The organism is Pseudomonas sp. GGS8 (assembly GCF_024168645.1).
Classification (GTDB): Bacteria; Pseudomonadota; Gammaproteobacteria; order Pseudomonadales; family Pseudomonadaceae; genus Aquipseudomonas.
Window position 1 is genome coordinate 2,135,689 of the sequence record NZ_JALJWF010000001.1, and the last position, 25,310, is coordinate 2,160,998.

24 protein-coding genes are annotated in these 25,310 nt (G+C 60.3%); 16 read left to right on the forward strand and 8 right to left on the reverse strand.

What is annotated here, in order from left to right; translation table 11 throughout:
* The first annotated feature begins 241 nt into the window (after positions 1 to 241).
* The 7 genes from J3D54_RS09435 (at position 242) to rsd (ending at position 6,790) form a co-directional block, all read left to right on the forward strand.
* Entirely contained in the window at positions 242 to 988 is a 747-nt protein-coding gene (locus tag J3D54_RS09435) for a LytTR family DNA-binding domain-containing protein (RefSeq protein ID WP_007899317.1), read from the forward strand.
* A gap of 135 nt (positions 989 to 1,123) precedes the next feature.
* Positions 1,124 to 2,065 carry a hydroxymethylbilane synthase gene (gene hemC / locus J3D54_RS09440; protein WP_253417651.1) on the forward strand — a complete coding sequence of 314 codons (942 nt, stop codon included), beginning with the start codon at positions 1,124 to 1,126 and terminating at the stop codon, positions 2,063 to 2,065.
* On the forward strand, positions 2,062 to 2,829 hold the full coding sequence (locus tag J3D54_RS09445) for a uroporphyrinogen-III synthase (RefSeq protein WP_253417652.1): 768 nt from the start codon (positions 2,062 to 2,064) through the stop codon (positions 2,827 to 2,829). The genes hemC and J3D54_RS09445 overlap by 4 nt, the downstream gene beginning before the upstream one ends.
* Positions 2,830 to 2,845: 16 nt before the next feature.
* A complete protein-coding gene (locus J3D54_RS09450; protein WP_253417653.1) occupies positions 2,846 to 3,988 on the forward strand; it encodes a uroporphyrinogen-III C-methyltransferase in 1,143 nt (380 codons plus the stop codon).
* Positions 3,985 to 5,223 carry a heme biosynthesis protein HemY gene (locus J3D54_RS09455; RefSeq protein WP_253417654.1) on the forward strand — a complete coding sequence of 413 codons (1,239 nt, stop codon included), beginning with the start codon at positions 3,985 to 3,987 and terminating at the stop codon, positions 5,221 to 5,223. Before J3D54_RS09450 ends, J3D54_RS09455 begins: the two co-directional genes overlap by 4 nt.
* A 362-nt stretch (positions 5,224 to 5,585) precedes the next feature.
* Positions 5,586 to 6,137: a disulfide bond formation protein B gene (locus J3D54_RS09460; RefSeq protein WP_253417655.1), complete on the forward strand. Its 552-nt coding sequence runs from the start codon at positions 5,586 to 5,588 to the stop codon at positions 6,135 to 6,137.
* 182 nt (positions 6,138 to 6,319) lie between these two features.
* Entirely contained in the window at positions 6,320 to 6,790 is a 471-nt protein-coding gene (rsd, locus tag J3D54_RS09465) for a sigma D regulator (RefSeq protein WP_253417656.1), read from the forward strand.
* A gap of 79 nt (positions 6,791 to 6,869) precedes the next feature.
* Here rsd and J3D54_RS09470 read toward each other — a convergent pair whose 3' ends face one another.
* Positions 6,870 to 7,535, reverse strand: a complete 666-nt coding sequence (locus J3D54_RS09470) for an FKBP-type peptidyl-prolyl cis-trans isomerase (protein ID WP_253417657.1) — start codon at positions 7,533 to 7,535, stop codon at positions 6,870 to 6,872.
* Positions 7,536 to 7,727: 192 nt separating this feature from the next.
* Here J3D54_RS09470 and J3D54_RS09475 point away from each other — a divergent pair, with 192 nt between their 5' ends.
* Complete coding sequence (locus tag J3D54_RS09475) at positions 7,728 to 8,834, forward strand: AlgP family protein (protein ID WP_253417658.1); 1,107 nt, start codon at positions 7,728 to 7,730, stop codon at positions 8,832 to 8,834.
* On the opposite strand, the gene J3D54_RS09480 is transcribed toward J3D54_RS09475, so the two are convergent.
* Positions 8,831 to 9,295, reverse strand: a complete 465-nt coding sequence (locus J3D54_RS09480) for a TIGR02444 family protein (RefSeq protein WP_253417659.1) — start codon at positions 9,293 to 9,295, stop codon at positions 8,831 to 8,833. The two genes, J3D54_RS09475 and J3D54_RS09480, sit on opposite strands and share 4 nt — an antisense overlap.
* 50 nt (positions 9,296 to 9,345) lie before the next feature.
* Between J3D54_RS09480 and J3D54_RS09485 the strand changes: the two genes are divergently transcribed.
* From J3D54_RS09485 to J3D54_RS09495, 3 genes are all read left to right on the forward strand, one after another.
* The gene (locus J3D54_RS09485) at positions 9,346 to 11,256 is read left to right on the forward strand and encodes an ATP-binding cassette domain-containing protein (protein WP_253417660.1); all 1,911 of its coding nucleotides are present in this window, start codon (positions 9,346 to 9,348) and stop codon (positions 11,254 to 11,256) included.
* A complete protein-coding gene (locus J3D54_RS09490) occupies positions 11,256 to 11,837 on the forward strand; it encodes a mechanosensitive ion channel family protein (protein WP_253417661.1) in 582 nt (193 codons plus the stop codon). The genes J3D54_RS09485 and J3D54_RS09490 overlap by 1 nt, the downstream gene beginning before the upstream one ends.
* A 244-nt stretch (positions 11,838 to 12,081) precedes the next feature.
* Entirely contained in the window at positions 12,082 to 12,714 is a 633-nt protein-coding gene (locus tag J3D54_RS09495; RefSeq protein ID WP_253417662.1) for a LysE family transporter, read from the forward strand.
* A gap of 86 nt (positions 12,715 to 12,800) precedes the next feature.
* Here J3D54_RS09495 and J3D54_RS09500 read toward each other — a convergent pair whose 3' ends face one another.
* The 4 genes from J3D54_RS09500 to J3D54_RS09515 are packed head-to-tail and all read right to left on the reverse strand — an operon-like array spanning position 12,801 to position 15,955.
* A complete protein-coding gene (locus J3D54_RS09500) occupies positions 12,801 to 13,544 on the reverse strand; it encodes a penicillin-binding protein activator LpoB (protein ID WP_253417663.1) in 744 nt (247 codons plus the stop codon).
* 3 nt (positions 13,545 to 13,547) lie between these two features.
* Complete coding sequence (gene lpoB, locus J3D54_RS09505; RefSeq protein ID WP_096479384.1) at positions 13,548 to 14,135, reverse strand: penicillin-binding protein activator LpoB; 588 nt, start codon at positions 14,133 to 14,135, stop codon at positions 13,548 to 13,550.
* A 38-nt stretch (positions 14,136 to 14,173) separates the two neighbouring features.
* Positions 14,174 to 14,545: a YcfL family protein gene (locus J3D54_RS09510; RefSeq protein WP_253417664.1), complete on the reverse strand. Its 372-nt coding sequence runs from the start codon at positions 14,543 to 14,545 to the stop codon at positions 14,174 to 14,176.
* 15 nt (positions 14,546 to 14,560) lie between these two features.
* Positions 14,561 to 15,955: a COG3014 family protein gene (locus J3D54_RS09515; RefSeq protein WP_253417665.1), complete on the reverse strand. Its 1,395-nt coding sequence runs from the start codon at positions 15,953 to 15,955 to the stop codon at positions 14,561 to 14,563.
* Between the two features lie 394 nt (positions 15,956 to 16,349).
* Between J3D54_RS09515 and J3D54_RS09520 the strand changes: the two genes are divergently transcribed.
* Both J3D54_RS09520 and J3D54_RS09525 read left to right on the forward strand, forming a co-directional pair.
* Entirely contained in the window at positions 16,350 to 18,248 is a 1,899-nt protein-coding gene (locus J3D54_RS09520; protein WP_253417666.1) for an FTR1 family protein, read from the forward strand.
* Between the two features lie 105 nt (positions 18,249 to 18,353).
* Complete coding sequence (locus J3D54_RS09525; protein WP_253417667.1) at positions 18,354 to 18,809, forward strand: YaiI/YqxD family protein; 456 nt, start codon at positions 18,354 to 18,356, stop codon at positions 18,807 to 18,809.
* A 124-nt stretch (positions 18,810 to 18,933) separates the two neighbouring features.
* Here the strand turns inward: J3D54_RS09525 and elbB are convergent, their stop codons facing one another.
* Positions 18,934 to 19,602 (reverse strand): isoprenoid biosynthesis glyoxalase ElbB, encoded by a 669-nt coding sequence (elbB, locus tag J3D54_RS09530; RefSeq protein WP_253417668.1) that lies wholly within the window; start codon positions 19,600 to 19,602, stop codon positions 18,934 to 18,936.
* Positions 19,603 to 19,716: 114 nt separating this feature from the next.
* Between elbB and J3D54_RS09535 the strand changes: the two genes are divergently transcribed.
* Positions 19,717 to 20,952 (forward strand): sterol desaturase family protein, encoded by a 1,236-nt coding sequence (locus tag J3D54_RS09535; protein WP_253417669.1) that lies wholly within the window; start codon positions 19,717 to 19,719, stop codon positions 20,950 to 20,952.
* On the opposite strand, the gene J3D54_RS09540 is transcribed toward J3D54_RS09535, so the two are convergent.
* Complete coding sequence (locus J3D54_RS09540) at positions 20,933 to 21,565, reverse strand: DedA family protein (RefSeq protein WP_253417670.1); 633 nt, start codon at positions 21,563 to 21,565, stop codon at positions 20,933 to 20,935. The genes J3D54_RS09535 and J3D54_RS09540 overlap by 20 nt on opposite strands.
* A gap of 475 nt (positions 21,566 to 22,040) precedes the next feature.
* On the opposite strand from J3D54_RS09540, the gene hemB reads away from it, so the two are divergent.
* Complete coding sequence (gene hemB, locus J3D54_RS09545; RefSeq protein WP_253417671.1) at positions 22,041 to 23,054, forward strand: porphobilinogen synthase; 1,014 nt, start codon at positions 22,041 to 22,043, stop codon at positions 23,052 to 23,054.
* 18 nt (positions 23,055 to 23,072) lie between these two features.
* Positions 23,073 to 25,295, forward strand: coding sequence for a polyphosphate kinase 1 (ppk1, locus tag J3D54_RS09550; RefSeq protein ID WP_007940338.1), 2,223 nt, complete (start codon positions 23,073 to 23,075; stop codon positions 25,293 to 25,295).
* Positions 25,296 to 25,310: the final 15 nt, after the last annotated feature.

The window sequence follows — 25,310 nt, forward strand, 5'->3', positions numbered from 1 at the left end:
CGATGCTGCAGCTGACTATAGAGAGAAGAGGGGTGTTCATATTGTGTATCAGCAAACCCTATGGCGATGCCTCGCCAACGCGGGCCTGGGCCGTCAGTCACCCGGCAGATGAAAATTTAGCCGCCGGTCTCGCGGCACTTTTTGGCCCTCGCGCTAGTCTTAGCGTGGATCGCGGTGACGGACGTCACTTCACCTGTCTACGCTATCTTTGTGCGAGACTCACGCAGGAATCCAGCGCAATATGAATGTCCTGATCGTTGATGACGAACCCCTGGCCCGCGAGCGCCTGAGCCGAATGGTCGGCGAACTCGAGGGATACAACGTCCTGGAGCCCAGCGCCACGAATGGCGAAGAGGCGTTGGCACTGATCGACAGCCACAAGCCGGATATCGTACTGCTCGATATTCGCATGCCGGGCCTTGATGGCCTGCAAGTGGCGGCACGATTGTGCGAACGCGAAACCCCGCCCGCCGTGGTGTTTTGCACAGGGCCCGATGAATTTGCCGTGGAAGCCCTGCAGGCCAGCGCCGTGGGCTATCTGGTGAAGCCCGTGCGCACAGAACAGCTACATGAAGCATTGAAAAAAGCCGAACGCCCCAATCGTGTCCAACTCGCCGCCTTGACTCGTCCCGCCGCCGAAACCGGCAGCGGTCCACGCAGCCACATCAGCGCGCGTACCCGTAAAGGTATTGAACTGATCCCGTTGGGCCAGGTGGTCTACTTTATTGCCGACCACAAGTACGTGACTTTGCGCCATGAAGGCGGCGAAGTGCTGCTGGATGAGCCACTCAAGGCCCTCGAAGACGAATTCGGCGACCGTTTCGTGCGGATCCACCGCAACGCACTGGTCGCCCGCGAACGCATTGAGCGGCTGCAACGCACCCCCCTGGGGCATTTCCAGCTGTTTCTCAAAGGCCTGAACGGCGACGCCCTGATCGTCAGCCGCCGCCATGTGGCCGGCGTGCGAAAAATGATGCAACAGCTGTAATCCGCCATACACGGCGGATTTCTACTCTATTTCCGGACATTGAGGGCCAGGGAGGCCATGCAGTTCTGATACAAGTCAAAGTGGATTTGGCTGAGCTGTTATTATCCGCCGTATCTATTCAGTACGGATTGATCCATGTCCTCTCGCGAAATCCGCATCGCCACCCGCAAAAGTGCTCTCGCCCTGTGGCAGGCCGAATACGTCAAGGCTCGTCTGGAGCAGGCCCATCCGGGCCTGCTTGTGACGCTGGTGCCCATGGTCAGTCGCGGCGACAAACTGCTCGATTCGCCCCTGTCGAAAATCGGCGGCAAGGGCCTGTTCGTCAAGGAGCTGGAAACCGCGCTGCTGGAAAACGAAGCCGACATCGCCGTGCATTCGATGAAAGACGTGCCGATGGACTTCCCCGAAGGTCTCGGTCTGTTCTGCATCTGCGAGCGCGAAGACCCGCGCGATGCATTTGTCTCCAATACCTTCGCCAGCCTGGATGAGTTGCCGCCAGGCAGCATCGTCGGCACCTCCAGCCTGCGCCGCCAGGCTCAGTTGCTGACTCGTCGCCCCGACCTGCAAATCCGCTTCCTGCGCGGCAACGTCAACACGCGCCTGGCCAAGCTCGATGCCGGCGAATACGACGCCATCATCCTCGCCGCGGCGGGTTTGATTCGTTTGGGCTTCGAAGACCGCATCACCTCGGCCATCAGTGTCGATGACAGCCTGCCGGCCGGTGGCCAGGGCGCGGTCGGTATCGAGTGCCGTAGCGCCGACACTGAAATTCATGCGCTGCTCGCACCGCTGCATCACCAGGATACGGCCATTCGTGTGACCGCCGAACGTGCCCTCAACAAACATCTGAATGGTGGCTGCCAGGTGCCGATCGCTTGCTACGCCGTGCTTGAAGGCGAGCAGATCTGGCTGCGTGGTTTGGTAGGTGATCCGAGCGGTGGCTTGTTGCTCAGTGCCGAGGCCCGTGCACCGCGTAGCGACGCCGAGGCCCTGGGCGTGCAAGTGGCCGAAGACCTGCTGAGTCAGGGCGCCGACACCATTCTCAAAGCAGTCTATGGCGAGGCTGGGCACGAGTGACTGGCTGGCGCCTGCTGCTGACGCGCCCTGCGGATGAATCGGCGGTGCTTGCCCGTGTGTTGGCTGATTCGGGGGTTTTCAGTAGCAGCTTGCCGCTTTTGGACATCGAGCCGATGCCCGCCTCTGCCACAATGCGCGCAGTGATACAGGACCTGGATCACTATTGCGCGGTGATCGTGGTCAGCAAGCCGGCCGCCAGAATCGCTGTCGAGCTGCTCCACCAGCATTGGCCGCAACCACCGGCTCTGACGTGGTTCAGCGTCGGCGCGGCGACGGCGCAGATCCTCGAGGCTAACGGGCTGGACGTGAGCTTCCCGGCCGACGGTGATGACAGCGAAGCCTTGCTTGAACTTCCACGATTGCGCGAGGCTATCGCCCGTCCCGATCCAAGGGTGCTGATCGTGCGTGGGCAGGGTGGGCGCGAGTTGCTGGCTGAGCGTTTGCGTGAGCTTGGTGCTAGTGTCGAGTATCTGGAGTTGTACCGACGCGGCTTGCCGCAGTACCCACCAGCGATGCTGCCTGAGCGGATCGAGGCGGAACGCTTGAACGGGCTGGTGGTCAGCAGTGGACAGGGTTTTGAGCACCTGCACCGATTGGCCGGCGATGCCTGGCCGCTCATGGCGCGGTTGCCGTTGTTTGTTCCAAGCCCCAGGGTTGCCGAGCTGGCACGCGCCGCCGGGGCCCAAACAGTTGTGGATTGTCGTGGCGCCAGTGCCGCGGCCTTGCTGACGGCGTTACGGGAGCACCCCGTGCCCGTTTTCTAATGCAAAGGATGGATACGTGAGCGAAACAGCCTTGCCTAAAGATGACGTCCGGCCGGTATTTGATGCACCGGTTGAAACTCCTTCACCTGCTGCTGAGCCGCGCCGAGGCAATGGGCTGGCAATCGTCGCGCTGCTGTTGGGCGCTGCCGGTGTTGCCGTGGGCGGTTGGGGAGTTTGGCAGGTGCGTCACCTGCAAGCCAATAACCTGCAACAGTTGAGTCAGGTACAGGCGTTGAACGATCAGGCGCAGAGCCTGAAGCTCAACGAGCAGCGTCTGACCGCTCGCCTCGAACAAATGCCTGCCGCCGAAGAACTCGATGCGCGCAGTCGCTTGGTCACTCAACTTCAGGGCGATCAACAGCGTTTGAATCAGCGTCTGGAAACCGTCCTCGGTGCCAGCCGCAAGGATTGGCGTTTGGCCGAGGCTGAGCATTTGCTGCGCCTGGCCAGCCTGCGTCTGTCGGCGTTGCAGGACATCAGCAGCGCCCAGGCCCTGGTGCAGGGGGCCGATGAGATTCTCCGCGAACAGAATGACCCGGGGGCTTTTGCCGCGCGCGCGCAAGTGGCCAAAACCCTGGTGGCCCTGCGCAGTACCGAACAGCCGGATCGCACTGGCTTGTTCCTGCGACTGGGGGCCTTGCGCGATCAAGTGATCAGCCTCACCGAGCTGGCGCCCGAGTACAAGGACCGTGGCGAATCTTTATTGGGCCTGACGGCCGATGGCGACGGCGCCAGTCGCTGGGCGCAATGGTGGGATCAGATCTCGCGTTACATCCGCATCGATTTCAATGCCGACAAGAATGTTCGTCCATTGCTGGCAGGGCAGAGCCTGAGCCAGGTGCGTCTGGCCCTGAGCCTGTCGCTGGAGCAGGCGCAGTGGGCCGCACTCAATGGTCAGGCTGCCGTCTACACCCAGGCGCTGACCGAGGCGCGGGACGTGCTCAAGGGCAACTTCAACCCGGACAACCCTCAGAGCAGGATCATGCTGGAGCAGGTGGGCGAGTTGAGCAAGCAGCCGGTCACGGTGGTCACGCCGGAACTGACGGGCACGTTGAGCGCCGTTCAGGCTTACCTTGAGCGACGCAACGTCAACGCCGAGGACTCAGTGAAACCTCTGGCCAAACCTGCCGCGAGCACTGTGCAGGAGGCCACACCATGAAGCGCCTCTATGTGATCGTGTTCGTGGTTATCGCTGCTGCCGCCGCGCTGGGGCTGGCGATTGCCGAGCATTCCGGCTACGTGCTGATCGCCTACAAGAGCTTCCGTTACGAATCGAGCCTGTGGGCAACCCTGGCCCTGGTGGCTGTGCTGTGGCTGGTGTTCTGGGGCATCAAGGCGTTGATCGAGCTGGTGACGACTTCCGGTGGGGTGGTCAACCCATGGTCGCGGCGCAATCGCAGCCGACGGGTGCAAGTGGCGATCGAGCACGGCCAGCTGGATTTGGCCGAGGGCCGCTGGGCCAGTGCGCAGCGTCACCTGTATCGCGCGGCGGAAGCCGAGCGTCAGCCGCTGCTCTACTACCTGGGTGCTGCCCGCGCCGCGAACGAACAAGGTCTCTACCAGGAAAGCGATAACTTGCTGGAGCGCGCTTTGGAGCGACAGCCCCAGGCCGAGCTGGCGATTGCCTTGAGTCATGCCCAATTGCAGACCGACCGTGGTGACACCGACGGCGCGCTGGTCACCCTGCAAGCCATGCACGAGCGCCATCCTCATAACGTCCAGACCCTGCGCCAGTTGCAGCGCCTGCATCAGCAGCGGGGCGACTGGTCGGCTGTGATTCGCTTGCTGCCGGAGTTACGTAAGGACAAGGTGCTGCCACCGGCCGAGCTGACTGAACTGGAGCGCCGCGCCTGGGGTGAGAATCTTTCGTTGGCGGCGCACCGGGAAGAGGACGGAACGGTCGGTTTGCAATCGCTCGCTCGTGCCTGGCAGCAGCTCACCGCCGCTCAGCGGCAGGAACCGCAACTGGTGCTGGCCTATGCCGAGCAACTGCGGCAACTGGGGGCGCAGGTCGAGGCTGAAGAGGTTCTGCGTACGGCTCTCAAGCGCAAATACGACAGTCATCTGGCACGCCTGTACGGTCTGGTTCGCGGTAGCGATCCAGCCAGACAACTGCACACCGCCGAAGGTTGGCTCAAGGATCATCCGGCCGACCCGAGCCTGTTGCTGACGTTGGGCCGTTTGTGTCTGCAAAGCAGTTTGTGGGGCAAGGCCCGGGACTATCTGGAAAACAGTCTGCGTGTACAGCGTAACCCTGAAGCCTGCGCCGAACTGGCGCGGTTGCTGGCGCAATTGGGTGACACAGAACGCAGTAATCAATTGTTCCAGGAGGGCTTGGGCCTGCTGGATGAGCGCTTGCTGGCGGCACCGCTGCCGATGCCGGCTCATGCTTGATGCCGGCCTGTGGCAGCTGTCGAAGGCTGCGTTCGGCTGCGCAGCTGTCGTAAAATCAGGCGCCGCAGTCGGATCAGGTGGAGCGCGTTAAACCTGTTACGACTGCTGCGCAGCCGAACGCAGGCTGCGCCAGCTGCTACAGGGGGAGTCGTTCGTCAGGGCGATCCAGTCGCTCCAAGTCCGCCACTGTTTTTGTGCTGTAGTCCTCAGCTGGCAAAGTCCTACAGCGGACTACATCTTATCCTCTCGACTCTGTCGGGAATTCCCTACACTTCTGGTGAAGTGTCCGTGCTGGCCTACCTTGAAAGGCTGCTGCGCTTTCCTCTACCGTAACCGCTTGTCTCTACAGTTACGGAAAAGCCATGTCTTTGGCCTGCTCACGCTCCTTGTTTTTCATGGTTTTCATTGCAGGTGCCCTGGCCTTGGGCGTTTCCTATTACCTGGAATACGCGGTCGGCCTCAAGCCTTGCGGGTTGTGCCTGTTGCAGCGGGTTTGCCTGGCGCTGCTCACGGGTGTCTGCCTGACGGCGTCGGTGCAGGGGCCTGGTCGTTTCGGATCATTCCTGTATTGGCTACTGGGTCTGCTTTGCAGTCTGGCGGGTACTGTCACGGCGTGGCGGCAGGTCTTGTTGCAGAGCGATCCGATGCATCAGCTATTGGAATGCTCGCCCAATCTGACCGATTCGTTCGCCAGTACCCCTTGGTTGTGTGTCGTGCAGCGAATGTTCAAGGGAGCCGCCGACTGCGCGGAGATTTCCTGGACGCTGTTCGACCTGAGCATTCCGGAATGGAGCCTGCTGTTCTTCGTTGCGATGATGATCCTGGGCGGGTATCAGTTGCTGCGCCTTGTCTGGATCGCGTGTCAGCGACCGCTCAGCGACAAGTCGTCGCGCCGGGTACTGGCGGGCGATTAAACACTTGTATGAACTTTATCTCCTGCGTACCTTGAAGCCATAGGCGCGCGGGCATAATCTGGCCCGCACGTATCATTGGAATATTATGTTGCTCGTTGCTGTTCTGCCTGACCAAGACCGGATGTGCCGAGTCTTGGGGGCAGGCGTAGAACGGCATGACCCATTAGGGAAGAGAGATCGCCATGTTAGATAGTTGTCAGAATGCTCAGGAACGCTGGGGTGGGGTTCATAAGCTCATTGACCGCTGGCTACAAGAGCGTGAAGAGTTGGTAAAGGCATTCCACGACTTGCGAAATGCCAAACCGGCTTTCGCCGACAAATCCTTGAACGGTCGATTCTGCGAGATTCTTGTCGATTACGTTTCTGCCTGGCACTTCGAAGTGAGTGAGCATCTGGTCAATGAGGCCAAGGCCTTTGGCGACGATGGCGGCCTTGAACTGGCGGAGCAGATCAACCCGCGTATCGACGTGAGCACAGAGATGGCGCTGTCGTTCAATGATCATTGCCACAAGGGTGACTGCAACGACACCGAGCGTTTCGCCGAAGCGCTGGAAAAGCTGGGCAGCCAACTGCGTGAACGCTTCGAACTGGAAGATTGCCTGATCGAAGTGCTGCATACCGCCCACAAGGAAGAGAGTTCGGTTCAGGCCTGAACCCTTCCCGGCGAGCTCCCCCCTTCCAGCAAGAAACCAAAAGCGGTGCGCAATGCGCACCGTTTTTCGTTTCCGGCATTCAGCTTGTAGCACCACGCAATTCGACTTCGAATACCAGCGGCGTGAACGGCGTGATCAAGTCGCCGGCACCGTCGGCGCCATAGGCTTGCGCCGATGGAATTACCAGGCGCCATTTCGCGCCGACCGGCATATCTTGCAATGCACTGCGCCAGCCTGCGATCACACTATCAAGGTTGAACCACTGCGGTTGGCTGTTCTGGTCGAACACTGTGCCGTCAGGCAAGCGTCCGATATACAGCACCTGGACCTTGCCGTTCGGACCCGCCTTGGCGCCAGTGCCCGGCGCCAGCTCTGTCAGCAATATTCCATCCGCCAATTCGCGAACCCCAGGTTTGGCTTTTTCTTCGGTGAGAAAACGCCGCTCTTTTTCGAGGGCGACTTCGCTTTGCGGAACGGCGGGTTGCTCGGCGACCTGGGCTTCGTGCTCGGCAAGAATCTGTTCGATCTGTTCGTCCTTCAGCGCCAGCGGCTTACCCTGGTAGGCTTGCTGCAAACCTTCGAGCAGTGCCTGAAGTTGCAGGTCCGGAACCTCCTGGCGCAACCGTTCGCCAAGGCTCGCACCCAAGCTGTAAGCGAGATCGTGAGCGTCATTTGTGGTGGTTTTTTCGGCGGCCTGGACCACGGGAAAAAACATGCACAGCGATAAAAAAAGGTAGCGCGACATGGGCACTCTCCGGCCTGAGATGCGCAGGATTATGCCAGTGTGAATGCACTCGAAGGTGAACTGGTTTTGCGTAAGTACAGAACATTTTTATTTCGTTGCAACGCAGTGCTTTCGATACTGTCAACATGCCCTAGCGGCGGTTGCTGCAGAGGTCTAGTATGAGCCGCATTCACGTCAGCCAGGAGGTAAATCATGTCGGCCACCAAGAAGCCAGTAAATACTCCGTTGCACTTACTCCAACAACTCTCGGGCAGCCTGCTCGAGCATTTGGAAAACGCTTGTTCCCAAGCCTTGGCTGATGCTGAAAAACTGCTCGCCAAACTGGAAAAACAGCGCGGAAAAGCACAGGAAAAACTGCACAAATCCCGCACCAAATTGCAGGACGCTGCGGCGGCCGGCAAAGCCAAGGCACAAGCCAAGGCCAAAGAGGCGGTGAAAGAACTTGAGGACCTGCTCGACGCTCTCAAGGATCGTCAGTCCGAAACGCGCAGCTACATCCTGCAACTCAAACGCGACGCTCAAGAAAGCCTGAAACTGGCCCAGGGTGTCGGTCGTGTCCAAGAGGCTGTCGGCAAGGCGTTGTCCCTGCGTTCGGCCAAGCCAGCCGCGGCACCTGCGAAGAAAGCCGCTGCCAAACCGGCTGCTGCAAAAGCACCGGCCAAGCCTGCTGCAGCTCCTGTTAAAAAAACCGCGGCTAAGGCACCGGTAAAAGCCGCAGCAAAACCTGCGGCGAAAAAACCAGTTGCTGCCAGCGCTGCGAAACCTGCGGCTAAACCAGCAGTTGCCAAACCTGCCGCCAAGCCAGCCGCTGCCAAAACAGCTGCCGCTAAACCTGCTGCAAAAACCACGGCTGCCAAAACCGCCGTGGCGAAACCTGCAGCGGTCAAACCGGCTGCAAAACCAGCAGCCAAAACTGCCGCGGCAAAACCAGCTGCCAAGCCGGCCGCCAAATCTGTCGCGGTTAAAACCGCTGCAGCCAAGCCTGCTGCAAAACCGGCAGCGAAACCTGCTGCAAAAGCTGCAGCCAAACCCGCCGCTAAACCGGCTGCCAAGCCAGCCACTGCTGCCAAACCAGCTGTAGCGAAACCGGCAGCCAAACCTGCTGCCAAGCCAGCAGCCAAACCGGCCGTGAAAAAGCCAGTCGTCGCTGCGAAGCCGACTACCGCCTCTGTTGCCAAGCCAGCAACCCCGGCCCCGTCAGCATCGGCTTCGCCGGCGGCTACCACCTCGACAGCTTCGCCTGCGCCAACGCCAGCCGCACCGTCGAGCACCAGCACCACCCCAACCAGCGCTTCCTAAGTGCCGGTTACCGCGACGCGCAGCTGATGCAGCGCGTCGCGGTCCAGGGCGGCGGCGCCTGCCGCCACACCTTCCAGCCAGGCCGTTAGATCGGTCGCCTCACACTGCGGCCAACTCTGCGCCAAACGCTCCAGTCGCAGCAACAAATGCCTTTCGGCTTCCATCTCCAGCGTCTTCACTTGTTCGCGTAAGTCATCCAGCCCGGCATCCTCGCTCGCGGCGGCTTTCCATTGCTGGCGCAAGGCGCGCAATGGTTGCACGACATCCGCGTCCCAAGGCCCGGCTACATCGCGCAGCAGCTGCAAGCGTTGTTCGTTGCAGGTAACGCCACGTTCTCCCAGCCATAACCCGCACAGCAGCAGGCACACGTTCGCTCCCTTCGACTGCAATTGCAGGCAGGCACCTTCAACACCGGGACGGGCGTAGGTGTCGAGGGAAAAGCTCCACAGGTCAGAGGACATAGTGCTACTCGCGCCAGTTGCGAGCGAAGCTGGTAGACTCCGCCGCCATTATGATTCGACTTCAGAACCTGACTTTACAGCGTGGCCCGCAACGTCTGCTAGAAGACGCCGAGCTGACCCTGCACGCCGGCCACAAAGCCGGCCTCATCGGTGCCAACGGCGCCGGCAAATCGAGCCTGTTCGCCTTGCTTCGGGGTGAACTGCACCCGGACTCGGGTGACTGCTTCCTGCCGGCCGACTGGCGCATCGCCCACATGCGCCAGGAGGTCGACACCCTCGAACGCCTGGCAGTCGACTACGTGCTCGATGGCGACCTGCGCCTGCGCCAGGTGCAACGCGACCTGGCGGCGGCTGAAGCAGCCCATGACGGTGCCGCTCAGGCCCGCCTGCACTCGGAACTCGATAGTGCCGACGGTTACACTGCCGATGCCAGGGCCCGCAAGCTGCTGGCCGGTCTTGGGTTTACCAATGAGCAAATGGACCGGCAAGTAGGAGATTTCTCCGGTGGCTGGAGGATGCGTCTGAATCTGGCGCAGGCTTTGATGTGCCCCTCGGACCTGTTGCTGCTCGACGAACCGACCAACCACTTGGACCTTGACGCCATCATCTGGCTCGAAGAGTGGCTCAAAAGCTATCCCGGTACCTTATTGCTGATTTCCCACGACCGGGACTTCCTCGATGCCGTGGTCGATCACGTAGCTCACGTCGACCAACGCAAGATCACCCTGTATCGCGGTGGCTATAGCGCCTTTGAACGCGCTCGAGCCGAACGTCTGGCCCAGCAACAACAGGCCTACGAGAAGCAGCAGGCGCAACGTGCGCACATGGAAAGCTACATTGCCCGCTTCAAGGCCCAGGCCACCAAGGCCCGTCAGGCCCAGAGCCGGATCAAGGCGCTGGAGCGGATGGAAGAGTTGTCAGCCGCCCACGTCGATTCACCCTTCGACTTCGTCTTCCGCGAATCGCAGAAAATTTCCAGCCCACTGATCGATCTATCGGATGCGCGCCTGGGTTACGGCGAAAGAACCGTGCTGGAGAAGGTCAAGCTGCAACTGACCCCCGGCGCGCGGATCGGTTTGCTCGGCCCCAACGGTGCTGGTAAATCGACCCTGATCAAAAACCTCTCCGGTGAACTCGAACCGTTGGCGGGTCGACTGACCCGGGGCGAGAACACCGTGGTCGGCTACTTCGCCCAGCATCAACTGGACTCCCTCGATTCCAAAGCCAGCCCGTTGCTGCATTTGCAGCGCCTGGCGCCGACCGAGCGTGAGCAGACCCTGCGCGACTTCCTCGGTGGTTTCGACTTCCGCGGCGCGCGCATCGATGAGCCGGTGCTGAACTTCTCCGGTGGCGAAAAAGCGCGACTGGCCCTGGCACTGATCGCCTGGGGCCGGCCGAACCTGTTGCTGCTCGACGAACCGACCAACCACCTGGACCTGGAAATGCGCCTGGCGCTGACCATGGCCTTGCAGGAATTCAGTGGCGCGGTTTTGGTGGTTTCCCACGATCGTCATTTGCTCAAAAGCACCACTGACAATTTCTACCTGGTGGCAGACGGCAAGGTCGAGGAGTTCGACGGCGATCTGGAAGACTATACCCGTTGGCTGGTGGAGTACCGTCAGCGCAACGCGCCGGTCAGCAACACCCCGGTCAACCCGGACAAGACCGACAAGAAGGCCCAGCGCCAGGCCGCCGCCGCGTTGCGTCAACAGCTGGCGCCGCACAAGCGCGAGGCCGACAAGCTCGAAGCCGAGTTGGGCAAGCTGCACGAGAAACTGGCGAAGATCGACGCCAGCCTGGGCGACAGTGATATTTACGAGCCGGCGCGCAAGAACGAATTGCGCGATCTGCTGGCCGAACAGGCCAGGCTGAAGGTGCGTGAAGCCGAACTGGAAGAGGCCTGGATGGAAGCGCTCGAACTGCTCGAAAGCATGCAGGCGGAGCTGGAGGCATTGTCCTGATGGATGCCTTCAAGCTGCCGTTGCCGGCGGTGTGGGTTGAGCCGGTCTGGCTGGTCGTGCAAATCCTGCTGATCCTGTTGGCCGGTTATGTCGCCCAGCGCGTCGTCGCCAAATGCCTGACTCGCTTGGGCGAGCGCTACCCGTTCCCACCGCAGTTTTTGATGCCGCTGCGCGGTGGTTTGCGCTGGCTGATCATGGGCAGCGCGTTGATCTTCGTGCTGGAACGCCTTGGGGTATCGGCAACGGTGCTCTGGACTGCGTTGTCCGGTTTCGTCGCAGTGGCTGCCGTGGCGTTTTTCGCCATGTGGAGCGTGCTCTCCAATCTGTTGTGCGCGATCCTGATCTTCACCGTCGGCCCATTCCGTATTGGGGATGTGGTCGAGTTGGTGGACACCACCGACAAGCCCGGCGTTAAAGGCCGGGTGGTGGCGATCAATCTGCTCTACACCACGTTGATCGAAGCCCAAGAGCTCGGCACCGGCAGCGCCATGGTGCAAGTGCCCAACAGCCTGTTCTTCCAGCGCTCGGTTCGACGCTGGCGTGGTACGGATGTGTTCCCTTCGAACGGGTTCGAAAAGTAAGCCTTCTAGCCACCGCTTTCGCGGGCAAGCCCGCTCTCACAGGTTTTTGGGGCGGTTTGCAGGTTTGTGATCAGCCCGAAACTCTGTGGGAGCGAGCTTGCTCGCGATGGCGGTCTGTCAGACGATGGGCCCTTTAAGCCTCAACGCTGGTCGGCAGCCACTCTGTCCTGCAAAAAATCGGTAGTCATCGGCCCAAAGGCGCATTAGCTTAGACATCTGTCACGAGTCTGAGTCGAGGTGTGCGATGCTGCTTCAAACATGGCTAGCGTTTTTTGCCGCCTGCTGGGTGATCAGTCTTTCCCCCGGTGCCGGTGCCATTGCGTCGATGTCCAGCGGTCTGCGCTACGGCTTCTGGCACGGTTACTGGAACGCCCTGGGTCTGCAGCTGGGCCTGGCGCTGCAGATTGCAATCGTCGCCGCCGGTGTGGGTGCGATCCTCACGGCCTCCGCTACTGCTTTTTATGCGATTAAATGGTTCGGCGTGGCCTATCTGGTCTACCTCGCGGTCAAGCAATGGCGCGCGCTGCCCAATGAGATGAACGACGACGCTGCCATTCGGCAGATTGGCAAGCCGATGGCGCTGGTGTTCCGCGGTTTTCTGGTGAACGTCAGCAACCCCAAGGCCTTGGTGTTCATGCTGGCGGTGCTGCCGCAGTTCATCGATCCCCACGCGCCGCTGGTGGCCCAGTACCTGATCCTCGGCGTGACCATGATCTGTGTCGATCTGATTGTCATGGCCGGCTACACCGGGCTGGCGGCCAAGGTCCTGCGTTTGTTGCGCACGCCCAAGCAGCAGAAACGCATGAACCGCACTTTTGCCGGGCTGTTCATCGGCGCGGCGGCGTTCATGGCGACCCTGCGCAAAGCGGCGATGTAAAACCGTCAGGCACAAAAAAGGCGACCCATTGAGGTCGCCTTTTTCATTTGTGGCAAGCCCCTCACTACAGGGTAGCCAGCCTGAGATCAGCGCAGAATCACCGGCGCCGTATCCCGCGGCAGGTTATTGCGCAGCGGCGCCTTGCCTGGCTGCTCATAACCGCCGCCACCGAGCTGTTGGCTCAGTTGCGATGCCACGTCTTCACCCAACGCCTTGGACACGTCACGTACCACCCGTGGGCGGTTCAGGGAAACCCGGATGTCCCGGTCATTCACCAGTTTGGTGTCCTGACCTTCGCCCATCGCCGTGAAGGCCGAGGTGATCTCAAAGGTCTTGGTGTTGATCAGACTGAAGTCCGCCACCAGCGTCAGCCCCAGCACCGCGGAATAGCTGTCGGTATTGGCCAGCTCGTTCATGTCGCGGGTGAAGTCGATGTCTGACACGGTGCCGAACAGCACGTAGTCGGCACCCTTGAAACTACCGGCCTTGATGCGCTTGATCACGTCATACACATCGCCTTTGGACGATGCCGTATAAGGCGTGCCCTGCACCAGTTGGAACATGCCGGTGCGCAGAATCTCGCCCTTGATGTCACCGGTGAATTTTCGCAGCTCACCTTGCTCGATGTAGCTGCTGGTGGCTTCGTACTCTTCGTAACTGGACGAACCACTGGCGCCGTAATAGCTCTGGCTGTGGTTGCTCTGTGCCGAAACAGTGTGGACGTATTGCTCCACGCGCTCCTGGTACGCCAGATCCGCTACTGCAACTTTCGGGGCCGCTTGCACGCTGAGCGCGCAAGCCAGGGCCATCATGCCAATCCATGTGCGCATCGATTAACGCTCCGTGGTTTTGCGGATCTCTTTTTCGTCCATCCATTCAGCCAGACCGCTTTCAACGTCGATCAACTGCAGGCTGAATTTGTAGAAGACGTCCTTGTAGTCGCTGCTGCGCTTGACGATCGAACTGATCGAACCTTCAAGACGGTATTGGGCGGCGACCATGTTGCCAGTCTTGGCCACGGTGCTTTTCTTGTACAAACCGCTCTGGTTTTGCAGCTTGAGCTGGTCGACCTGGCTCTGCATCGCGGTGTTGTCGCTGGCGAAACGGGCAACGCCGGACTTCATCAGCTGGGTCTTGATGCTGGTGGTGATTTCACGGGTATCGATGTACTCGCTGGTCTTGTTCTTCACGTCGTAGACCTGAACCACCGGACGGCCTTGCAAGATGCCGGACTGGGCCAGGGAGCGGGTCATGGATTCGGCGATCATCTGCAGGTCGGTGGAGCCGAACTCGTTGGTCACGGTTTCCACGGCTTTGGTGTCACCGTAACTGATGTTTTTGCTGCCCAGTGTCGGCGAAGTGTTGGCGCAACCGCTGGCCAGGAGGGCGATGACGGCGATGAACGAAAAGCGTGCAAACATGGGAATGCTCTCTAGAACTGAACGAATAGGTGTCGGGCTTAAGGCGTTTTGATTTCGAGGCGGAAATCCACGGCTTTGGCGGTTGGCGCAATGGCCTGAATGAAACTGGTCTGTTGGCCGTACATCATCTGGCTTTTCCAGGTTTCTTCTTCGGCAACCGGGAAGCCTTCAGGGCCGAGCCAGGCAAAACGGTAGTAGAAGGTCTTGTTGTTGTAGCTGGTGTTGCTCAACTGTGCATTGACCGTCATAAAGCCGTTTTCCCGGGCCACGCGCATGGCGCCGACCACGATGTTCTTGAGCTTGCCCATGGCCACGACCTTGCTGGCAGCGCTGCCTGGCTCCGGTGGCGGCGGGGTGGCGCAGCCGGCCAGCAAGGCCAGGGCGACGACAGTGAGGAATTTGAAGCGCATGCAAAGACTCCGTTCTTAAGGTTGTTTGAGGCTGGCCACGGCGGTCGGGTTGGCGCTCGGGATCACATGAGCGGCCAGGCCGCTGGCGAACACCTGGTTGCCCACGGCGCGCAAGCTGATGACCTGATAGCGCTGATCCACAGTGACCTTGACCACCGAGCCACCCACGGCGCTCGGCAGGGAGACTTGGTGCTCGCCTTTCTTCAAGCGCAGACGCACCACTTGAGTGTTGTCCGGCAGGGTACGCCATGTACGGGTATCGGCACCTTCGAGCACCGCTGAAGAGATGCCGACCGCAAGACCCGCCAGTGGGTTGGTTTCATTGATCTTCTTCTGCGCCACGCCTTTGGTCACGGCACGGACAGTGGTGCGCAGGATGATGCCCGGCATGTCATCACGCAGCGCGCGGCGGGACATGGCGGTGGTGCTGTTGAGTTGCGTCAGGTTCACCTGCTGACCGTCCACGCCGATCTGGGCGAAGGTGGCGGTGGAGGTGTCCGGTTTGATGATTGGGAACGACAGCGGTGTGATCACCAACTGGTTGCTGATCGGCAATGGCAACGGAATACGGATCGAGTCGCGGGACGGCGCCAGGCCGCTTTGCACGACGATCAGGATGTCGCTGTCCTCGTCCTTGGCGGGTTTGTCGAGATTCACCAGCGCCTGTTCCAGCAGCGGGGTGTTCGGGCGCAGCTCGGCGGCCTTGCGATAACCCGGCGCGGCCAGGTCTTTCTCGCCCAGGGCTTCATAGACGAAACCGGCCAAGTAATGGCTGAACGCACTCTGGTAGCTGTTTTTCAGACTGACCACTTCCGGCGCGTCGAGGCTGGCCACCGGATAACCCTGGAGATCCTTGTACTGGGTTTTGACGCCTTCTTTCTCGGCCTGCTCTTCGCTCTTGAGGTATTCCTTGTCGCGCAGGTCGGCGATCACCGCTTCACGTTCGTGAGTTTTCTTGATCGCGGTGCGCGCGCCGTCGAAGTCATTCACCGCCAGCAGGTTGAGGGCCATCTGCGTGGTCAGCATGACTTTTTCGTAGTCGTAGCCTTCATAGCGCCGGACCTTGTCGTTGACCAGGAAGCTGCCGAACTGAGCCAGGTACTTTTCGGTGTCGAGCTTGACCGCGTCTTCCCACTTGCCCACCACCTGATCGGCGCTGGTCCAGGCGTTCTGGCTGCCGGACAAGTCGCCCTTGGCGCGCAGCAGTTCACCCTTCTCAAAGTAATAGAGCAGATCTTTGTCGGCGCCGGTGTTGTTCTTTTCCAGCAGGGTCAAGGCGGCGTCGACGTTGCCGGCAGCCAGTTGCTGGTTGGTTTGTGCCAGTTCGGAATCGTAGTTGCGAAAAGCCGAACAGCCGGAGAGCAAGGTGACAGCGCTGAGCGCGATCGAGGTAAGGGTGCGAGAGGCCATAGGGGGTACTTCTTCCCTGAGTGTAAGCAGCCGCGCGTGCTGGTCGGGCTGTTGGGACCTATCGGCAGGGAGACTGGCGTCCTGCCAATTCCTCATCAAAAGAGGAGCTTAAATGCCGTATCGCGATAACGATGGCGCGGCATTATAGACAGGGATACTGGCTATGTAATGGCTTTTTAATTGTATGTTTTCACAGTGTGCCATTACTTACTTCTGGCCTGATACCGGCCAATAGGTTGGTCGTTGGTCTGTTGCATCTGATCGGATACCGCGAGGAGATAGCAATTTGCCGCCGAATGTACACGCCGTTATGCGGGAAATACCAACAAAGCTTGAGCGAAACTCATTCGAAGTGAACAATGTGTTACTTCGTATTTCCATTTGAGATTTATTCATGACTGGCTCCTCTCGTTTTCTGGCGTGGCTCATGCTGCCGATGATCGCGTTCTGCAGCTTCAATGCGCTGGCCGAAACCGCAGAGGGTGCGCCCAAGGCCCTGCATTTGCTCGATTACATTGCCGCCGATTACCCGGCGGCGGTCGAGGGTGGCAAGGTTATCGATGAGGCTGAGTATCTCGAACAGCAGGCGTTTCTGGGGTCGCTGCAAGGGTTGATCGCCGATCTGCCGGCCAAACCCGAGCGTGCCGAACTGGAACAGGGCGTCAACAACCTGCGCACCGCGATCGCCGCTCGCAAGGACCGCGCGGACGTCGCCCGTCAGGCGCGGCAACTGGGGGCAAAACTGGCGGTGACCTATGAAGTCAGCCAGGCTCCGGTCATTACCCCGGACCCGACTCGCGGTGCGCCGCTGTATGCCCAGCAATGCTCGGTGTGCCATGGCGATACAGGCGCCGGTGACGGCCCGGCAGGTGTCGGCATGACACCACCGCCGACCAACCTGCGCGATGCCGCGCGACTGGACCGTCTGAGCCTCTACGCGCTCTATAACACGCTGGGAATGGGTGTCGAAGGCACCGACATGCCGGCCTTCGCCGATCAGCTCGATGATCGCCAGCGTTGGGACCTGGCGACCTACATCGCCAGCTTCAGCGCCGATCCGGCTGCGGCAAAATCCGAAAAAACCTACAACATCGCCGACCTGGCGCGTCAGACGCCAGCCGAAGTGCAGGCTGCTGAAGGTGCGCAGGCGGCCGCGACCTTCCGCGCGCAACGAGCGCAACCGCCGCAGGTCAAGCGCGGCCCGGGGCAATTGCTTGATTACACGGCGGCCACGCTGGACAAGAGCATCGCCGCCTATCGCGCCGGCGAGCACGATCAGGCCTATGACCTGTCAGTGGCGGCGTACCTGGAAGGCTTCGAACTGGTCGAAAGCTCCCTGGACAACGTCGACGCCAACGTGCGCAAAGACACCGAAAAGTCCCTGATGGCTTACCGTCAGTCGTTGCAGGACGGCTTGTCGGTGGCCCAGGCCGAGCAACGTCTGGAAGTGGCCAAGGCCAAGTTGAAAGAATCCGCTGGCCTGCTCGGTAGCGATGGCTTGAGCTGGTCGCTGAGCTACATTTCTGGTCTGTTGATTCTGTTGCGAGAAGGTCTGGAAGCCATTCTGGTGCTCGCGGCGGTCCTTGCGTTCCTGCGCAATACCGGCCAGCAATCGGCGGTGCGCAGCGTCAACATCGGTTGGGGCCTGGCGCTGTTGGCCGGGCTGGCGACTTGGGCGGTGGCGGCGTATGTGATTGACGTCAGCGGGGCCCAGCGTGAACTGCTGGAAGGGGCCACTGCGCTGTTTGCCAGTGTCATGGTGCTGTGGCTCGGTGTGTGGATGCACGACCGTCGCCATGCAGCGGCCTGGCAGGATTACATCAAGAGCAGCCTGGTGAGCGGCGGCGGGCGTTTCGGGTTTGCGATCCTGGCGTTTTTCTCGGTGTACCGCGAACTGTTCGAAGTGATCCTTTTTTACGAAACCTTGTGGTTGCAGGCGGGGCCTGCAGGGCATAACGCCGTAATGGCTGGCGGTGCGACGGCGCTGGTTATGCTGGTCGGCCTGGCCTGGGTGATTCTGCGCGGCTCGGCAAAACTGCCGCTGGCACTGTTCTTCGGCATCAATGCCGGTTTGCTGTGCGCGTTATCGGTAGTGTTTGCCGGCCATGGCGTGAAGGCATTGCAGGAAGCCGGGGTCTTCGGCACGCGGCCGGTGCGGTTCTTTGACTTCGATTGGCTGGGGATTCACGCTGATGCCTATTCGTTGAGTGCTCAGGCCGTGGCGATCATTGCAATCATCGTGCTGTACAGTCGTAGCCGGATGGCCGAGAAGCGGCAGTTGCCGGCTTCTTAAAGCATTCGCTGCGCTCATATTCGCGGGCAAGCCCGCTCCCACAGGTTCAGCGCTAACCTTGTGGAAGCGGGCTTGCCCGCGATGCTTTTCAACAGAGGAAACCCAATGCGCGTATGGATCGATGCAGACGCCTGCCCTCGGGCAGCCAAGGATCTGGTAGTGAAGTTTGCCCTCAAGCGCCAGTTCGAAGTGGTGCTGGTGGCGGGTCAGCCGCAGATCAAGCCGGGCCTTGCCCTGGTGAAGCTGATCGTGGTGCCCAGCGGCCCGGATGCCGCCGACGATTATCTGGTGGAACACGCAGTGCCGGGGGAATTGGTGATTTGCAGCGACGTGCCGTTGGCGGATCGCCTGGTGAAGAATGGCGTTGCGGCGCTGGATCCAAGGGGCAAGGAGTTCGATGCGCAGAACATGGGCGATCGATTGGCGGTGCGTAACCTGTTCACCGATCTGCGTGAGCAGGGTCAAATGAGCGGCGGACCGGCGCCGTTCGGCGACCGCGAGAAACAGGCTTTCGCCAATGCGCTGGACCGGATACTGACCCGGTTGTCGCGCAAGTCTTAAGTAAGGCGGTAATGATCGTTCCCACGCTCCGCATGGGAACGCCTCAATGGACGCTCTGCGTCCGCTGTGGGACGCAGAGCGTCCCGGGCTGCATTCCCACGCGGAGCGTGGGAACGATCAGGTGTTACTCGTCGTTTTCGTGGGTCAGTTCCAGCACCCGGTCGACCAGCTTGTTGATGCCCGAAGCGGCCTCGCTGATCGATTGCGCCAGCATGTAGGCCGGAGTGGTTACCAACTTGCGCGCCTTGTCTTCGACGATGTCGGTCACTGCGCATTCGGCGTGGGTGGCGCCCATCTTGTTCATCGCGGCGGCGGTATCGGCATCGTTGCCGATGGTGCAGGTCACGCCCGGGCCGTAGATTTTTGCCGCCAGGGCCGGCGAGATGCAGATCAGCCCCACCGGTTTACCAGCCTCGGCGAACGCTTCGGTCAACGCCAGGACGTCAGGTTGAACGCTGCACCCGGCACCTTCGACGGCAAAGTTCGACAGGTTCTTGGCCGCCCCGAAGCCACCAGGAACGATCAGCGCATCGAAATCTTCGACGTCCGCTTCACGGATATCCTTGATGTTGCCCCGGGCGATTCGCGCCGACTCCACCAGCACGTTGCGCGATTCGGGCATTTCTTCGCCAGTCAGGTGGTTGATCACATGCAATTGCGCGATGTTGGGTGCGAAACACTGCACCTGGGCGCCGCGCTGGTCCAGCCGCAGCAGGGTGATCACGCTTTCGTGGATCTCGGCGCCGTCGTACACGCCACAGCCGGAAAGGATCACTGCAATTTTTTTGCTCATGGGCTTTTCTCCAGATTCATGGCGTTAAATGTCCACTAATTTGTCACTCGTTGCCATAGGGTTAATTCACGGCTACACCTAATCTCTGCTGAACGATTCCGATCAGGTCGCGTCATGAACTTCATTCTGTATGCGGTGCCGTTTTTCTTTGTGCTGATAGCGGTCGAGTTGCTGGCCGACCGTTGGCGCGGGGTGAGCAATTACCGCGTGGCAGATGCGATCAATAGTCTTGGCACCGGCGTGTTGTCGACCACCACGGGCCTGTTGACCAAAGGCGTCGGCCTGGTCACTTATGCCTTCGCCCTGGAACATCTGGCTGTGATCGAGCTGGCGGCCGACAGTGTCTGGGTCTGGGTGTTTGCTTTCATCGTTTACGACTTCTGCTACTACTGGCTGCACCGCATGGGCCACGAGCGCAACATCCTCTGGGCCGCACATTCAGTGCATCACCAGAGCGAGGACTACAACCTTTCCACGGCCTTGCGCCAGACCAGCACCGGGTTTCTGCTGAGCTGGATTTTCTACCTGCCCATGGCTGTGCTCGGTGTGCCACTGCTGGTGTTCGTCAGCGTCGCGGCGCTGAACCTGCTGTACCAATTCTGGGTGCATACCCGACACATTCCCAAGCTCGGCTGGTTCGAGTGGTTCTTCGTCACGCCGTCCAATCATCGGGCTCACCATGCACAGAACGCTCTCTACATGGATCGTAACTACGGCGGGGTGTTCATTATTTGGGACCGTCTGTTCGGCTCGTTCCAGGAAGAGGACGACAACGAGCCGGTGATTTTCGGCGTGACCACGCCGCTGGCGAGCTGGAATCCGCTGTGGGCAAACGTGCAGTTCTACGCGCAGTTGTGGGATGACGCGCGGCGCGCCGAGCGCTGGTGGGACAAGCTGCGGATCTGGTTCATGCGCACCGGTTGGCGGCCGGCGGATGTGGCGGCCAAATACCCGATGAATAAGCCGGACCTGGCTCAGTTCCGCAAATTCGAGGTGCCGCTGGACGGGCGCCAGCAGTGGTATGTGGCGTTGCAATTCTGCGTCTACATCGCCTTGGGCAGTTATTTGATGAATCTGGAGCAGAGCCTTCCGGCCGCAGCCCTCGTGTTGGGCTGGAGCGCCGTGGCGTTGGGGCTGTTTGTGTTGGGCGTGACCCTGGAGAATCGCCCGCAGGCGTTGAAACTGGAACTGTTGCGGCTGGCGTCGAACCTGCCGCTGGCATGGCTGGCGCCGATAGTTGGGCTATGGCCGGGCAGCCCCGTGAGCTGGGTGGGGCTACTCAGTTACAGCCTCCTCAGCGGCATCGGTCTCTACTGTTGTAGAAACCGCTTCACTCGATGGGCGTCGTAGGTTTGCTGGATTTGGCTTGTTCAGCTTTCAACGCCTGCTCATCGGCATAGATCTTTTTCGCCAGGCGGGCATTCTTGAAACGCCGCCGCAGCCATAGGACAAAGCCAAGTACCAGCAGGGCGCCCAGCACCCACAGCTCGTACTTCTTGACGCTGCCGAGCATGCCTTCGAGCACCGCACCGAAGTGATACGCGGCCGCTGCCAGCGCGGCGGCCCAGATCGCCGCGCCAATTCCGTTGAGTAGCAGATAACGTCCCGGCGGATAGCCTGACAGGCCGATCGCCACCGGCATCACGGTGCGCAAGCCATAGACAAAACGGAAGCTCAGCACCCAGATGTCGGGGTGCTTGCGGATATGTTCCAGCGCCCGATCGCCCATCAGCTGCCAACGTGGTTTGCGCGCCAGCAATTTGCGCCCGTGCTTGCGCCCCAGGAAGTACCACAGCTGATCGCCGGCATAACTGCCGAAGAATGCCACGACTACCACCAGGTTGATGTCCATGTACCCGCGGAACGCGAGGAAGCCTGCGAGCACCAGAATGGTTTCGCCTTCGAAAAACGTGCCGAGGAACAGGGCGAAGTAGCCGAAGTCATGTAGAAATTGTTGGAGCATTGTCTGGGTGCTGGCGAAATGAACGCGCAGCCTAACCCTTCGTGCACATTCATGAAAGTGTCCAAATGTGTCTCGACGTGAACATTTCCTACAAGGACAATGGAATGTGGCTATAGGGGGCGTTCTCAATTAGTTTCCCCGCCGCGTTGTCGCCTTAAAGCGGGCCAGGCAAGGCGCAGGCCGCTGGGAATGGTTGTTCCCTTTCCAAGGCCTGCAACGCAGCCTGGCCCGCTTTAAGGCACAACCCGAAGGGCCGGGCCTGCTGTTGTGCAGGGCTGCGTTGCTCGAAGCTTATTTGGAATGACCAAACCACGCTTCTCGCGCCTTGCCCTGCACAACAGCAGACCCGGCGCGGCGGGGAAACTAATTGAGAACGCCCCCTAGTCACAGGGGTGCACATAACTGTCATACGTTGGTCATAATGGCCGCTTATAACTGTCACGCTCGCCCGCCAGCGCGGGCTCAGGAGTCTGCCGTGAGCTTTACCCCCGCCAACCGTTTGTTTCCTGCAACCCGCCTGCGTCGCAACCGTCGTGATGATTTTTCGCGTCGACTGGTCCGTGAAAACGTACTGACTGTCGATGATTTGATTCTGCCGGTGTTCGTGCTGGACGGTGAAAACCGTCGCGAAGCGGTGGCTTCGATGCCGGGTGTCGAACGCCTGACGATCGATCTGTTGATTGAAGAGGCGGCCAAGTGGGTGGAACTGGGGATTCCGGCGCTGGCCTTATTTCCGGTGACGCCATCGGAGCTCAAATCCCTGGACGCCGCCGAAGCCTGGAACCCCAACGGCATCGCTCAGCGCGCCACCCGTGCTCTACGCGCGCAGTTCCCGGAGTTGGGTGTGATCACCGACGTTGCCCTGGACCCGTTCACCACCCACGGTCAGGACGGCATCCTCGACGAAGAAGGCTACGTACAGAACGACATCACTGTCGACGCACTGGTTAAACAGGCTTTGTCCCACGCCGAAGCCGGCGCTCAAGTGGTGGCCCCGTCAGACATGATGGACGGCCGTATTCAGGCGATCCGCGAAGCGCTGGAGCTGGCCGGTCACGTCAATGTGCGGATCATGGCCTACTCGGCCAAGTACGCCAGTGCCTACTACGGCCCGTTCCGTGATGCGGTGGGTTCGGCGTTGAACCTGGGCAAGGCCAACAAGGCCTCCTATCAGATGGACCCGGCCAACAGCAACGAAGCCCTGCACGAAGTGGCGGCGGACTTGTCAGAAGGCGCGGACATGGTCATGGTCAAGCCAGGCATGCCGTACCTGGATATTCTTTATCGGGTCAAGGAAGCGTTCAAAGTGCCGACCTTTGTGTATCAGGTCAGCGGTGAATACGCCATGCACATGGCGGCGATCCAGAATGGCTGGTTGAGCGAAGGGGTTATCCTCGAATCCCTGACCGCTTTTAAACGTGCAGGCGCTGATGGCATCCTGACTTACTTTGCCGTCCGTGCTGCTCAATTGTTACGAGAGCAAAAATAGCCCTCCCAGGAACATTCGATGAATACCGAAGGACTCACTGAAGTTGCCGTAAAAGATGCTCAACCTGTGGTGGAGCAAATCGCCGAAACCCCGCCGGAGCTGGAGCCCGCTCCACCCGCGGTGGTGGCCGAGCCCGTTGTGGCGGCGCCAGCGATTGCCATTCCCGGTCTGGATGACAGCAGCCTGTACATCCATCGCGAGCTCTCGCAACTGCAGTTCAATATCCGCGTGCTGGAACAGGCGCTGGATGAGTCCTACCCATTGCTGGAGCGGCTGAAGTTTCTGCTGATCTTCTCCAGCAACCTGGACGAGTTCTTCGAGATACGTGTGGCCGGCCTGAAGAAGCAGATCACCTTCGCCCGTGAGCAGGCCGGCGCCGATGGCTTGCAACCGCACCAGGCCCTGGCCCGCATCAGTGAATTGGTGCACGGTCACGTCGACCGCCAATACGCGATCCTCAATGACATTCTGTTGCCGGAGCTGGAAAAACATCAGGTCCGCTTCATCCGTCGTCGTTACTGGACTACCAAGCTCAAGACTTGGGTCCGCCGTTATTTCCGTGACGAGATCGCGCCGATCATCACCCCGATCGGCCTCGACCCGACGCACCCGTTCCCGTTACTGGTGAACAAGAGCCTGAACTTCATCGTCGAGCTCGAAGGCATCGACGCCTTCGGTCGCGATTCCGGCCTGGCGATCATCCCGGCGCCGCGTCTGCTGCCGCGGGTTATCAAGGTGCCGGAAGAAGTCGGCGGCCCTGGCGACAACTACGTGTTCCTGTCGTCGATGATCCACGCGCACGCCGATGACCTGTTCCAGGGCATGAAGGTCAAGGGCTGCTACCAGTTCCGCCTGACCCGCAACGCCGACCTCGCGGTCGACACCGAAGATGTAGAAGACCTGGCCCGCGCCCTGCGCGGCGAATTGTTCTCCCGTCGCTACGGTGATGCGGTGCGGCTGGAAGTGGCCGACACCTGCCCGAAACACTTGTCCGATTACCTGCTCAAGCAGTTCAACCTGCAGGAGACTGAGCTGTATCAGGTCAACGGTCCGGTCAACCTGACCCGACTGTTCAGCATCACCGGCCTGGACAGTCATCCGGAGCTGCAATACACGCCGTTCACCCCGCAGATCCCGAAACTGCTGCAGAACAGCGAGAACATTTTCAGCGTGATCAGTAAGCAGGACATTCTGCTGCTGCACCCGTTCGAGTCTTTCACCCCGGTGGTCGACTTGCTGCGTCAGGCGGCCAAGGATCCGCACGTGTTGGCGGTTCGCCAGACGTTGTATCGCAGCGGCGCCAACTCGGAGATCGTTGATGCGCTGGTGGATGCTGCGCGTAACGGCAAGGAAGTGACGGCGGTAATCGAACTGCGCGCGCGGTTCGACGAAGAGTCCAACCTGCAACTGGCCAGCCGTCTGCAAGCGGCCGGTGCCGTGGTGATTTACGGTGTGGTCGGTTTCAAGACGCACGCCAAGATGATGCTGATTCTGCGTCGCGAAGCCGGCGAGATTGTCCGTTACGCCCACTTGGGCACCGGCAACTACCACGCCGCCAACGCCCGTCTGTACACCGACTACAGCCTGCTGACCTCCGACGATGCTTTGTGCGAAGACGTCGGCAAACTGTTCAGCCAGTTGATCGGCATGGGTAAAACCCTGCGCATGAAGAAGCTGTTGCACGCGCCGTTCACGTTGAAGAAGGGCATGCTCGACATGATTGCCCGGGAGACGCAATTCGCCCTCGACGGCAAACCGGCGCACATCATCGCCAAGTTCAACTCGCTGACCGATCCAAAGGTCATCCGCGCGTTGTACAAGGCCAGCCAGTCCGGGGTGCGCATCGATCTGGTGGTGCGCGGCATGTGCTGCCTGCGACCGGGCATCGCCGGGGTATCGCACAACATCCACGTGCGCTCGATCATCGGTCGTTTCCTGGAGCACACCCGGGTCTTCTACTTCCTCAATGGCGGTGAAGAGCAGATGTTCTTGTCCAGTGCCGACTGGATGGAGCGCAACCTCGACAAGCGCGTCGAGACTTGCTTCCCGGTCGAGGGCAAGAAGCTGATTTTGCGGGTCAAGAAAGAGCTGGAGCTTTATCTCACCGATAACACCCACAGCTGGAGCCTGCAGTCGGACGGTCGCTACATCCGCAATACACCGACCGGCAACCAGAACCCGCGCAGTGCCCAGGCCACCTTGCTGGAGCGGTTGGGTAGCCCGATTCTGGCGGTTCGTTAACGCGGATCAAAGCGG

Coding starts and splice junctions, on each gene's coding strand:
- J3D54_RS09435 (WP_007899317.1), top strand. CDS start 242: ATGAATGTCCTGATCGTTGATGACGAACCCCTGGCCCGCGAGCGCCTG.
- hemC (WP_253417651.1), top strand. CDS start 1,124: ATGTCCTCTCGCGAAATCCGCATCGCCACCCGCAAAAGTGCTCTCGCC.
- J3D54_RS09455 (WP_253417654.1), top strand. CDS start 3,985: ATGAAGCGCCTCTATGTGATCGTGTTCGTGGTTATCGCTGCTGCCGCC.
- J3D54_RS09460 (WP_253417655.1), top strand. CDS start 5,586: ATGTCTTTGGCCTGCTCACGCTCCTTGTTTTTCATGGTTTTCATTGCA.
- rsd (WP_253417656.1), top strand. CDS start 6,320: ATGTTAGATAGTTGTCAGAATGCTCAGGAACGCTGGGGTGGGGTTCAT.
- J3D54_RS09470 (WP_253417657.1), bottom strand. CDS start 7,535: ATGTCGCGCTACCTTTTTTTATCGCTGTGCATGTTTTTTCCCGTGGTC.
- J3D54_RS09475 (WP_253417658.1), top strand. CDS start 7,728: ATGTCGGCCACCAAGAAGCCAGTAAATACTCCGTTGCACTTACTCCAA.
- J3D54_RS09480 (WP_253417659.1), bottom strand. CDS start 9,295: ATGTCCTCTGACCTGTGGAGCTTTTCCCTCGACACCTACGCCCGTCCC.
- J3D54_RS09485 (WP_253417660.1), top strand. CDS start 9,346: ATGATTCGACTTCAGAACCTGACTTTACAGCGTGGCCCGCAACGTCTG.
- J3D54_RS09490 (WP_253417661.1), top strand. CDS start 11,256: ATGGATGCCTTCAAGCTGCCGTTGCCGGCGGTGTGGGTTGAGCCGGTC.
- J3D54_RS09495 (WP_253417662.1), top strand. CDS start 12,082: ATGCTGCTTCAAACATGGCTAGCGTTTTTTGCCGCCTGCTGGGTGATC.
- J3D54_RS09500 (WP_253417663.1), bottom strand. CDS start 13,544: ATGCGCACATGGATTGGCATGATGGCCCTGGCTTGCGCGCTCAGCGTG.
- lpoB (WP_096479384.1), bottom strand. CDS start 14,135: ATGTTTGCACGCTTTTCGTTCATCGCCGTCATCGCCCTCCTGGCCAGC.
- J3D54_RS09510 (WP_253417664.1), bottom strand. CDS start 14,545: ATGCGCTTCAAATTCCTCACTGTCGTCGCCCTGGCCTTGCTGGCCGGC.
- J3D54_RS09515 (WP_253417665.1), bottom strand. CDS start 15,955: ATGGCCTCTCGCACCCTTACCTCGATCGCGCTCAGCGCTGTCACCTTG.
- J3D54_RS09520 (WP_253417666.1), top strand. CDS start 16,350: ATGACTGGCTCCTCTCGTTTTCTGGCGTGGCTCATGCTGCCGATGATC.
- J3D54_RS09525 (WP_253417667.1), top strand. CDS start 18,354: ATGCGCGTATGGATCGATGCAGACGCCTGCCCTCGGGCAGCCAAGGAT.
- elbB (WP_253417668.1), bottom strand. CDS start 19,602: ATGAGCAAAAAAATTGCAGTGATCCTTTCCGGCTGTGGCGTGTACGAC.
- J3D54_RS09535 (WP_253417669.1), top strand. CDS start 19,717: ATGAACTTCATTCTGTATGCGGTGCCGTTTTTCTTTGTGCTGATAGCG.
- J3D54_RS09540 (WP_253417670.1), bottom strand. CDS start 21,565: ATGCTCCAACAATTTCTACATGACTTCGGCTACTTCGCCCTGTTCCTC.
- ppk1 (WP_007940338.1), top strand. CDS start 23,073: ATGAATACCGAAGGACTCACTGAAGTTGCCGTAAAAGATGCTCAACCT.